The following is an 11472-nucleotide window of genomic DNA, read 5'->3' as shown; positions in this document are numbered from 1 at the left end:
CTCTAACGTAATAAGAGCGTATTCTGATTTCTTTCCCCAGCGATAAAATGAACGACCCTGTTCTGCGGTGGTCAACTGCGTAATACCGGGTTAATTCACAAATCGTTGCAAAACGAATGCTCCGAAATTTACCGCTACTTAAAGCACAGGAATAAGTGACTTATTCGTGCTTTATCAGCCAGTTGTGGATTTTTAGCTGCTGTAAGGCCGATTTTAAAACGTGATCATCCGCACACTTTGATCACCAGAGATCGAAGCGAATGTCTAAGCTTTATAGATAGCCGGGCAACACCCGTAGTTTTTTACGACGACATCCGGAGGCCAACGTCACTATGTTCAACCAGAAACTACAAAGCGCAGAATTAATGGAATGGGTATTCGAAGACGAAACCTACGACACCGATCCGTGCGAGTTAAAACTGGATGAAATGATCGAGGCGGAACCGGAACCGGAGATGATTGAGGGGATGCCCGCATCTGATGCGCTCACGCCTGCCGATCGTTATCTGGAACTGTTTGAGCACGTGCAGTCCTCCCGCATCTTCGCCGACAGCAAAACCTTCCCTGACTGTGCGCCGAAGATGGATCCGCTCGATATCCTGATTCGTTATCGCAAAATTAAACGTAAACCGGAATTCAACTTACGCCAGTTCGTGAAGGCGCACTTCTGGATGCCGGAAAACTACGCCAAAGAGTATGTCTCCAACCCGGAAAACTCGCTGAAAGAGCATATCGACCAGCTGTGGCCGATCCTCACCCGTGAGCCGCGAGACCATATTCCGTGGTCTTCACTGCTGGCGCTGCCGCAATCCTATATTGTGCCCGGCGGGCGTTTCCGTGAGACCTACTACTGGGACTCCTACTTCACCATGCTGGGGCTAGCAGAGAGCGGGCGCGACGACCTGCTGCGCTGTATGGCCGATAACTTCGCGTGGATGATTGAGCGTTACGGGCATATCCCTAACGGCAACCGCACCTACTACTTAAGCCGTTCCCAGCCGCCAGTGTTTGCGCTGATGGTTGAACTGTTTGAGGAGGATGGCGTGCGCGGCGCGCGGCGCTACCTCGACCATCTGCTGATGGAGTATGACTTCTGGATGGATGGCGCGGAGTCGCTGGTGCTGAACCAGGCTTACCGCCATGTGGTGCGTATGCCGGACGGCTCGCTGCTTAACCGTTACTGGGATGACCGCGATACGCCGCGTGATGAGTCCTGGATTGAAGACGTCGAGACGGCGCGTCACTCCGGCCGTCCGCCAAATGAGGTGTATCGCGATCTGCGCGCTGGCGCGGCCTCCGGCTGGGATTACTCCTCCCGCTGGCTGCGTGATGCGCACCGTCTGGCGAGCATCCGCACCACGCAGTTCATCCCGATCGATCTGAACGCCTTTATGTTTAAGCTCGAGAGCGCCATTGCCAATATCTCCGGGCTGAAAGGCGACCGCGAGCGTGAAGCGCTGTTCCGCCAGAAAGCGAGCGACCGCCGTGCGGCCATTAACCGCTATCTGTGGGATGACGAAAGCGGCTGCTTCCGCGATTACGACTGGCGTCGTGAAGAGATGGCACTCTTCTCTGCTGCGAGCATTGTGCCGCTCTATGTCGGCATGGCCACTCACGAACAGGCTGAACGGCTGGCGGAGGCGGTTACCAACCGTCTGCTGACGCCGGGCGGCATTCTGACAACGGAGTATGAAACCGCTGAGCAGTGGGATAAACCCAATGGCTGGGCGCCGTTGCAGTGGATGGCGATCCAGGGCTTTAAGCTCTACGGTAACGATGAGCTGGGCGACCAGATTGCCCGCAGCTGGCTTAAGACGGTGAATGTTTTCTATCAGCAGCACCATAAGCTGATTGAGAAGTACCACATCGCCAGCAGCACGCCGCGTGAAGGTGGCGGTGGTGAGTATCCGTTGCAGGATGGTTTCGGCTGGACCAACGGCGTGGTACGCCGGTTGATTGGCCTCTACGGCGAGCCAAAAGTGGACGAGCCGGAAGAAAAACCGCAAGAGTGATAACCCTGCACATTCCGTGGGCCGCTATCCGGCATTCAACGCCTGATGGCGGCTTACGCCTTATCAGGCCTACAAAACATCTCCCTGCGAACCTGTAGGCCGGATAAGCACCAGCGCCATCCGGCAAACCATGCCTGATGGCGGCTTACGCCTTATCAGGCCTACAAAATCTCACCCTGCGAACCTGTAGGCCGGATAAGCGCCAGCGCCATCCGGCAAACCCTGCCTGATGGCGGCTACGCCTTATCAGGCCTACAAACCTCTCCCTGCGAACCTGTAGGCCGGATAAGCGCCAGCGCCATCCGGCAAACCCTGCCTGATGGCGGCTACGCCTTATCAGGCCTACAAACCTCTCCCTGCGAACCTGTAGGCCGGATAAGCACCAGCGCCATCCGGCAAACCACGCCTGATGGCGGCTTACGCCTTATCAGGCCTACAAAATCTCTCCCTGCGAACCTGTAGGCCGGATAAGCACCAGCGCCATCCGGCAAATCATGCCTGATGGCGGCTTACGCCTTATCAGGCCTACGGGACTTGAGCATTACTCAATCAATGGCGTTATAAATGGCGGTGTGCGTCTCTGCCCATTTACGGTTCTCATCGTTCGGACTGGCGTCATAACGCAGCTGCGCCTGCTCCATCTCATAACGCTGGCGATCGACCACCGGTTTGGTGGTGCAAAACGCCTGCAGGTAATTTTTGGTGATGGAGGTTAGCGGCTTATTATTCGCCACCATCTCATGGGTCAGGGTGGTAATAAAACGTCGGCACGGGCGCTTCTCATCCATCTGCAAACGGTAGCGCAGCAGCAGATCGAGGACGTCGTTATAGTCCGAAATCACCGCATGCTCGGTCCAGGAGAGTTTCCAGTTCATGCCGGTACGCAAAAAGAGCGACACCACGCGAGTATCGTTGCGGTCGATAGCCGAGCGGAAGTTGTTCTCATCCCGCGGTAGACCCATTGAGCTGAGCTCCTCTTTCGCCGACGGTTTCTGACGCTCTTCGGCAATGGGTACCGTAATATTGGTCTGACGCGCTACCGGCGCGGAGACGCCGCCCATAAAGAGCCAGAAGGCACCAATCACAATCACCAAAGCCACAACGCCCACTGCGCCCCACAGCACGCCAGAGACCATCTGTTCGCGCTCTTCGCGGCTGCGCACCTGGCGGGTCGCCGGTTTATCAATACTGTCGCGAATCGGCTGTGTATCGCCGCCCGCGGCGCGATCCTTTTTGCGCGCCTGCTCCCAGTAGGCATCCAGCTCACCTGCCGCCTCTTTCAGTAACGCAGCGGGGTTAATTTTGCCGCGCCCCTCATCAAAGGCGCGTTGTACTGGCCCGGCGATCTGCGGATAGTAGCCCTCGAGCATCGCTAACTGGTTAGAACTCAGCGCATTGCCGGCGATGACGCTGGTGCGGATCTCCCGCACATCATCTAACAGAGTTTGCAGGGTTTTACGCGGTTCGACAAACAGGCTCAGACCGGACGCATCGTTAAACAGGCTGGCGTAGCGCTGACCGTACTCTTTTTTATCCACCAGCAGCAACGCCAGCTCGCTAAACAGCATGCCGCTTAACACATCGTTGCGGTCGCCGAGGCGCAGCCAGCGGCGCACACGATCGGCACCAAACTGGGTTTTCAGGTGATTGCGCAGACGCTCCGCATCGGGCCACGCCTGCATCACCAGCCCTTTCATCATCATCTCCATCGCGCGCAGGTGTTGCAGCCCGCTCTGCTGCTGGAGCGGATCGTTAGGGCCGAGCGCGGTGCTGTAGGTCAGCAGCTTCTGCTTTTTACGCAGGTTCTCCAGCGCGGCGATAAAGCGCAGCGCGGCGATAAGCTGGTTTTCCGTAACGCTCTGCCCGTTCTCATAGCGCGGCACCAGTTGTTGCAGGTGACGAAGCTGCAACGTGAACTGCGTTAACTCCGCATCGTTAAGTTTGAGTCTTTTCGCCACCGCTCCCCAGCCACCCAAACTGAGGCGCGCAACATCAAGCTGTTCCAGAAACCAGCGCGGATCTTTTCCTTCATCAAAATGCACATTTAACAGCAGCAAAATTTCGACAGAAGCCTGGCGAATAATAGCGATGCATTTTTCAAACTGTTCACCTGTATTAACAGGGGCAGGAGTTGTCATTATTTTCCCTTAAGCACAACTTAAGACATATTGCGCTGACCCGGTCAGCGGGTAATTTTTTCTTTAGTTATTAGTCGCTAAAAGATAGCTCAGCGGCGGCTAATTATCAGTGATACCTGTTTCAGAATAATAAAAACAGCCCCAAATATTCACGATATTTATTTTTTTACACGCGGTCGTTTTTTTATAAGACCAGGAAAACAGATAAATCGCCTGTACAGTTGCCCGCTCTCTGCCAGGCTTAAAGTCGTGTACTGGTAACAATCAGGAGAAGTTATGAAAAAAATCGTGCTTTCCGCCTGCTTAGCAGCTCTCTTTTCGATGTCAGCATTTGCAGATGAGGCACCCGGCCTGAAAGCGGATAAAGCCCCGCCGCCGCCACATAAAATGGATGACGGTTACCGGGGCATTGAAGATGCGCGCAGCATGACCGTTAAACAGGCGAAGAGCCTGCATGACGGTGCTTCAGTTTCGATGCGCGGCAATCTGTTGAAGAAAGAGGGGAACGATCTCTATCAGTTCCGCGATAAAACGGACCATATTCAGGTGCAAATCCCGATGGCAGTGTTTGAAGGTAAGTCCTTCTCTCCGGATGATTTAGTCGGGATCAGCGGCTCGCTGGATAAAAAACAGAAGCCCGCACGCGTTAAAGTCACGCACTTCCAGGTGGAGTAAGTGGCCGCCCGGTAGCCTTCACGCTACCGGGCGTTATGTGCATTACAGGAACATCCCGCCTGAGACCTCCACCCGCTGCGCCGTCATCCATGCCAGCTTATCGCTGAGCAGGGCAGCAATCGCATCGCCAATATCATCCGGCTGCCCCACCCGCCCGAGCGCCGTCTGCGAAGCGATATAGTGGTGAACCTGCTCGTTGTCCCGCACCACACCGCCGCTAAAATCAGTGGCAATCGCGCCTGGTGCGATGATATTTACCGCAATACCGCGCTCGCCCAGCTCTTTTGCCTGATAGCGGGTCAGCACCTCCATTGCCCCTTTCACTGCCGCATAGCTGGCGCGTCCCGGCTGGCAAAAGCGCGTTAGCCCGGTAGAGACATTCAGAATGCGCCCGCCGTTTTTGATCAGCGGTAGCAGTTTCTGCGTCAGGAAAAAGGGGCCTTTAAAGTGGATGTTGACCATCTCGTCAAACTGCTCTTCGCGCGTCTCGGCAAAAGCGGCCTGAATGCCGGTTCCGGCATTGTTCACTAAATAATCAACGCTATCGCGCTGCCATACTGTTTGCAGCCGCTCCTGTACCTGCGAGACAAACTCATCAAATTGGCTGATATCGCCGACATTCAATGCTAATGCTGTCGCCTTACCGCCTTTTTGCTCAATCTCTTCCACGACTTTTTGCGCTTCAGACTGGTTGGTGTTGTAGGTCAGGATGATGCCGATTCCGTTTGCCGCCAGCTTCAATACTGCGTTTTTACCCAGACCGCGGCTGCCACCCGTTACGATTGCGATGGGTTGTGTCATATAAAGCTCCTCTTTGTTGATAACCTGCACGACAAAAAGCTTATTGGCTGCACGGAAAACAATAAAGGTGCTAAATTACGCTTTACTGTTTCATAAATAACAACAATAGTGCACAGTGATGGATAAAATTTACGCAATGCAGCTTTTTGTCCGCGTCGCGGAGCTTTCCAGCTTCTCTAACGCGGCGGAGTCGATGGGGTTACCGAAAGGGAGCGTGTCGCGCCAGATTCAGGCGCTGGAAACGGAGCTCGGCACGCAGTTATTGCACCGCACCACGCGCCGCGTGCAGCTGACGCAGGATGGCATGGTCTATTACGAGCGGGCGAAAGATTTGTTGGCGAATATTGAGGAGCTGGACGGGATGTTCCTGCACGATCCCTCAAGTATCAGCGGGCGTTTGCGGGTGGATATGCCGGTCGCGGTGGCAAAAAATTTAGTGATCCCGCGGCTGCCCGATTTTTTACAGCACTACCCCGGCATTGAGCTCGAGCTAAGCAGCAGCGATCGGCTGGTGGATGTGATCCGCGAAGGGTTTGATTGCGTGGTGCGCGTCGGCACGCTGAAGGATTCCGGTCTGATTGCCCGCCAGCTTGGCAGGCTGTCAATGATCAACTGCGCCAGTCCCGATTATCTGGCGCGTTTTGGCTACCCGGAGTCGCTGGAGGATCTCGCCTTCCACGCGCTGGTGCACTACACCGTTAACCTCGGTGCGCGGCCGCAGGGCTTTGAAGTGTGGCTGGATAAGCAGACGCGCTGGGTGAAAACCGGCGGTATTCTCACCGTCAATAGCACCGAAACCTATCACGCTGCCTGCGTGGCAGGGCTGGGCATTATTCAGGTACCGCGCGTCGGCGTGCGCGAGGCGTTACGCAACGGAAAGCTGGTGGAGATCTTGCCGCAATATCGCGCCGAACCGATGCCGGTTTCGCTGATCTATCCGCACCGGCGCAACCTGTCGCGACGCGTACATCTGTTTATGGAGTGGCTCTCAACCGTGCTGAAGGATTATGTCGACCAGTAGCGACTATAATTCTGCATACCACACATTCAGGAGAAGGAAATAAAACCTGATGAAAACGGAAGATGTCGAAAAACGTCCCACGCAAGACCTTGAGTATGAGCCTGTCAGGAAGATGGCAGAAACACCGGAAAAGCCGGAAAAAGAGACCTCTGATAAAGATAGCGGTGCAATTGCCGCCGTGACCGATACGGCAAAAAAGATCCAGCGTAAACCGTTGGTGGCGCATCTTATCCGCGCCGCAGAGCGCTTTAACGATCGGATGGGCAACCAGTTTGGTGCAGCGATCACCTACTTCTCCTTTCTGTCGATGATCCCCATCATGATGGTCTCGTTTGCTACCGCCGGGTTTATCCTCGCCTCGCATCCGACGCTGTTGCAGGACATCTTTAATAAGATCCTGCAAAGCGTCAGCGATCCGACCATGGCCTCGACGCTGAAAAACACGCTCAATATCGCCGTGGAGCAGCGTACGACCGTCGGGATTGTCGGCTTTGCTATCGCGCTCTACTCCGGCGTGAACTGGATGGGCAACCTGCGGGAAGCGATTCGCGCCCAGTCGCGCGATGTCTGGGAGCGTAACGCGCAGGATGAAGAGAAGATTTGGGTAAAGTACTTCCGCGACTTTATCTCGCTGATTGGCCTGCTGGTGGCGCTGGTCATCACCCTCTCCATCACCTCGGTGGCCGGGGCGGCGCAGGAGTTGATCATCTCCACGCTGCACCTTGATTACATCGACTGGCTGAAGCCAGCCTGGGGGCTGATTGGCCTGATGATTTCGGTGCTCGCCAACTACCTGCTCTTCTTCTGGATCTTCTGGCGACTGCCGCGCCATCGTCCGCGTAAGCGCGCGCTGATCCGCGGTACGTTTATCGCCGCGATTGGCTTTGAAGTGATCAAAATCGTTATGACCTGGACATTGCCGTCGCTGGTGAAATCCCCCTCCGGCGCGGCATTTGGCTCGGTACTGGGTCTGATGGCGTTCTTCTACTTCTTCGCCCGCCTGACGCTTTTCTGCGCGGCGTGGATTGCCACCGCGCAGTATAAAGATGACCCACTGATGCCGGAAGGTCGCCGTCGTCGCACCGTTAAATAAGCTATCGGGCTGATAGATAGAATGAAAATATCAGCCCGATCCATAATTCCAGCATGAAAATCCAGACCGTAACTTTTATTTAACCGAAAACCAGTTTTATCCACTAACTTCTAAAATGTGTGAAGCATTTCATAGATGTGAAATCACAGGTCTGAAAATTATTCGCTTTTTGCCGCTTTTTTGCCCGCCCGCCGGGTTTGTTACAGATTGAAATAACGCTTTTGCTGTGGCTAATATGCTCGTTCGTTCGCCTAAAAATAAGAAAACATTATGCAAGCTACAGCTACAACCTTTGACAACGAGCAGGAAAATCCCCCGGTAAACTCGCGCAAAAAAGTCGTCGTCGCCTCGCTGATTGGCACCGCCATTGAGTTCTTCGATTTCTATATTTACGCCACCGCCGCGGTTATCGTTTTCCCGCATATCTTCTTTCCCCAGGGCGACACCACCGCAGCCACGCTGCAATCACTGGCAACCTTCGCTATCGCCTTTATTGCCCGCCCTATCGGCTCCGCCGTTTTCGGCCACTTCGGCGATCGCGTCGGGCGCAAAGTCACCCTCGTCGCTTCGCTGCTGACCATGGGTATCTCTACCGTCGCCATCGGCCTGCTGCCGGGTTATGAAACCATTGGCGTGCTGGCACCGCTGCTGCTGGCGCTGGCCCGTTTTGGCCAGGGCTTAGGTCTGGGCGGTGAGTGGGGCGGCGCAGCGCTGCTGGCGACCGAGAACGCGCCGCCGCGTAAACGCGCGCTGTATGGCTCGTTCCCGCAGCTGGGCGCGCCTATCGGCTTCTTCTTTGCCAACGGTACCTTCCTGCTGCTCTCCTGGCTGCTGACCGATGAGCAGTTTATGCAGTGGGGCTGGCGCGTGCCGTTTATCTTCTCCGCCGTGCTGGTGCTGATTGGTCTCTATGTTCGCGTCTCGCTGCATGAAACCCCGGTCTTCGCCAAAGTCGCAGCCGCGAAGAAGCAGGTCAAGATCCCGCTCGGCACGCTGCTGACAAAACATGTGCGCGTGACGGTGCTGGGCACCTTTATCATGCTGGCGACCTATACGCTGTTCTATATCATGACCGTTTATTCGATGACCTTCAGCACCTCGCCGCAGGGCTTAGGTATGCCGCGCAATGAAGTGTTGTGGATGCTGATGATGGCGGTAATTGGTTTTGGCGTGATGGTGCCGATTGCCGGTCTGCTGGCGGATGCGTATGGGCGTCGTAAGAGCATGATTGTCATCACCACGCTTATCATTCTCTTCGCGCTGTTCGTCTTCCCGCCGCTGCTGGGTTCCGGTAGCCCGGCGCTGGTGATGACCTATCTGCTGATTGGCCTGAGCCTGATGGGATTGACCTTTGGTCCGATGGGCGCGCTGCTGCCGGAGCTGTTCCCGACGGAAGTGCGCTATACCGGTGCCTCGTTCTCCTATAACGTCTCGTCGATCCTTGGTGCTTCGGTAGCGCCTTATATCGCCACCTGGTTGCAGGCGAACTACGGCCTGATGTACGTCGGCTTCTACCTGGCGGCAATGGCGGGGTTAACCCTTATCGCCCTGCTGCTGACCCACGAAACTAAGCATCAATCCCTCTGATGACTCCCCCTCTCTGTCACCAGAGAGGGGTTTTCCTTTTAGCGTTTCATCTGTGACAGAATCGCCTGGCACTGGTTCTCTTCGCCTTCCGACGGGGAGATAAGCGCCAGCAGCGCGGCGGCTGGCGTCACCAGCGTTGCCAGCGCCGCCGCCACTGCGCCACGGGCAATCAGCGGGCCCGGTTTCACACCGGCCTGCGGGTTTTTAAAGCTGCCGCGCACATAGAGCGGTGAACGCAGCGTCACGATGCGCACCCCTTTGCTCTCCGGGTTGATGGTCAGGTCGAGCTGTTCTGAAGCCATGCTGGCGGTGCCGGTAATGTTAATCAGCGCGTTTTCCGTATCGAAGGCGAAGATCTGCGGGCGGGCAACGCCGTTAACCAGATCGAGGTTAGCCGCCGCGCAGTTGACGCGCACTTCATCATCGCCAAACAGTTGGCCGACCACATAGTTGCCGACGTTAAGGCCGACGATCTCCATCAGGTTGCGGCTTATCAGCCCGTCGTTCATCAGCAGCTTCAGGTTGCCGTTGCTGGTGCCGAGCAGGGCCGCTACCGAGTTGCCGACGCCGCGGAATTCCGCATCGCCATTCATCTCGCCGAGGGTTTTCTGCATCAGTTCAACATCGGGCATCAGCTGTTTTAGCTTCAGCTTACGCGCCTGAATAGTGGCGCTGCCCTGCATCGGCTTCTTATCTCCTTCGAGATGAATGTTCGAGGAGATAATGCCGCCCGCAAGGCCAAACTTCAGCGGTTGCAGACGCAGGTCGGCGTTTTTCAGCAGGATATGGGTGGTGAGATCGCTAATCGGCAGCGAAGAGCCGTGCTCAATGCGGCGGCCTTTAAAGCGCACGTCGGCATCCATCACGTTCCACTTATCGGTTTCAAAGCGGTCGTAAGGCAGCACTTTGTCGGCAGGTTGCACCGGTTTCTCGCCCTTTTTCTGCTCCGATTTCTTCGACTGCTCGGCCCCTTTACCAGAATCGACGCCAATCAGCGGCCCAAGATCCGCCAGACGCAGCTGGCGCGACTCGACATCGCCTTCCAGTTTCGGGCGCGGTTTGCCATTGGTATAGGTCAGGGTGCCGTGAATATCACTCTCGCCGATATGGCCGTTGAAGTTGCGATAGTCGTAGACCGCGCCCTTCTCATCGTTGAGTTTCGCCACCAGACGGCCATCCGTCTCAAACGGTGGCGTATCGGGCAGCAGCACGCCGGTCAGCTCATAGAGATCGCCCAGCGAATCACCGCCAAACTTCAGCTTCAGATCGACGCCGCCCATATTCATCGGATCTTTCACCGTGCCGACAAACGCCACGCGGGTGTTACCGGAGCGGAAATCCGCCTGCACCGGGAACGGCGTCGTTTCGCTGCGTAGCGACAGCATGCCGCCAATCTTCCCCTCGCCGCTCAGCGGCTGGCCGTTGTAGCGCCCTTTCGCCTTCAGGCCGAAGACATAATCGCCCGCTTTGTTGCTGTCATCCTTTTTACCGGTCACTTCGCTGAACGGCAGCGGTTTACCCAGCGGATCGACCTGAATGGTCATGTCGGCGCGGCTCACTGCGTCATCAATGACGATTCGCCCTTTATCAAACAGGATGTTATCGAGACGGAATGACCAGGAGGAGGGTTTAGCGTTGGCATCAGCGTTCTCATCCGCCGCCAGAGTAAAGGTCCAGTTGTTGAGCTTTTCCGAGCGGCGAATCAGCCGCGCATCGGGCTGTTGCAGCTTGATCCACGGCAGGTAAACGGTTTTGGTAAACAGCGCTAACGGCGAAATCGTCGCGTCTACGCGCGGCAGATGCACCATGGTGATCTCATCGATCCCCGGCGGGTTGCCGAGAATAATATCTTCGGCGTGAATATGCGGCCACGGGATCCAGCTGCGCCAGCCCGCTTCCTCTTTTTGCCGCGCCCAGTTAACGCCGAGATCCCCGCGGATCGCAAAGGGGCGATTCAGCTCAGTGGAGACTTTTTCATTGATGGTGGGTTTAAGCCGGTTCCAGTCAAATGTCGCAATGATGACGATGGCCACCACAATCACCAACAGCAGCGTCGACACCACCGCAGTCAGTATTTTGCTCGTTCTTGTCATTGTTATGCCTTTTCCTTTAAAGCCTTACCTCTCATAAAGATAGTAGACCTGG

At 55.8% G+C, this 11472-nt stretch carries 8 protein-coding genes; 5 read left to right on the top strand and 3 right to left on the bottom strand.

Features of this window, described 5'->3' with window-relative positions:
• Positions 1-332: 332 nt before the first annotated feature.
• Entirely contained in the window at positions 333-2012 is a 1680-nt protein-coding gene (locus tag ACWPW2_RS15675; RefSeq protein ID WP_023482028.1) for an alpha,alpha-trehalase, read from the top strand.
• 545 nt (positions 2013-2557) lie between these two features.
• Here the strand turns inward: ACWPW2_RS15675 and ACWPW2_RS15670 are convergent.
• Positions 2558-4150 carry an STY4199 family HEPN domain-containing protein gene (locus tag ACWPW2_RS15670; protein ID WP_454124043.1) on the bottom strand — a complete coding sequence of 531 codons (1593 nt, stop codon included), beginning with the start codon at positions 4148-4150 and terminating at the stop codon, positions 2558-2560.
• Positions 4151-4426: 276 nt separating this feature from the next.
• Here ACWPW2_RS15670 and ACWPW2_RS15665 point away from each other — a divergent pair, with 276 nt between their 5' ends.
• A complete protein-coding gene (locus tag ACWPW2_RS15665) occupies positions 4427-4825 on the top strand; it encodes a YdeI family stress tolerance OB fold protein (RefSeq protein WP_124967055.1) in 399 nt (132 codons plus the stop codon).
• Between the two features lie 42 nt (positions 4826-4867).
• On the opposite strand, the gene ACWPW2_RS15660 is transcribed toward ACWPW2_RS15665, so the two are convergent.
• Positions 4868-5626: an SDR family NAD(P)-dependent oxidoreductase gene (locus ACWPW2_RS15660; protein ID WP_454124040.1), complete on the bottom strand. Its 759-nt coding sequence runs from the start codon at positions 5624-5626 to the stop codon at positions 4868-4870.
• A gap of 118 nt (positions 5627-5744) precedes the next feature.
• Here ACWPW2_RS15660 and ACWPW2_RS15655 point away from each other — a divergent pair, with 118 nt between their 5' ends.
• The 3 genes from ACWPW2_RS15655 (at position 5745) to ACWPW2_RS15645 (ending at position 9327) form a co-directional block, all read left to right on the top strand.
• Positions 5745-6647: a LysR family transcriptional regulator gene (locus tag ACWPW2_RS15655; RefSeq protein ID WP_454124038.1), complete on the top strand. Its 903-nt coding sequence runs from the start codon at positions 5745-5747 to the stop codon at positions 6645-6647.
• Positions 6648-6696: 49 nt separating this feature from the next.
• Complete coding sequence (gene yhjD, locus ACWPW2_RS15650; protein ID WP_454124036.1) at positions 6697-7740, top strand: inner membrane protein YhjD; 1044 nt, start codon at positions 6697-6699, stop codon at positions 7738-7740.
• Positions 7741-8010: 270 nt separating this feature from the next.
• A complete protein-coding gene (locus ACWPW2_RS15645; RefSeq protein ID WP_279794042.1) occupies positions 8011-9327 on the top strand; it encodes an MFS transporter in 1317 nt (438 codons plus the stop codon).
• Between the two features lie 38 nt (positions 9328-9365).
• Here ACWPW2_RS15645 and ACWPW2_RS15640 read toward each other — a convergent pair whose 3' ends face one another.
• Positions 9366-11420, bottom strand: coding sequence for an AsmA family protein (locus tag ACWPW2_RS15640; protein WP_454124034.1), 2055 nt, complete (start codon positions 11418-11420; stop codon positions 9366-9368).
• Positions 11421-11472 lie beyond the last annotated feature (52 nt).

It is taken from the genome of Kosakonia sp. Marseille-Q7440, assembly GCF_965119485.1.
This window is presented reverse-complemented; position numbering and strand designations above follow the sequence as displayed.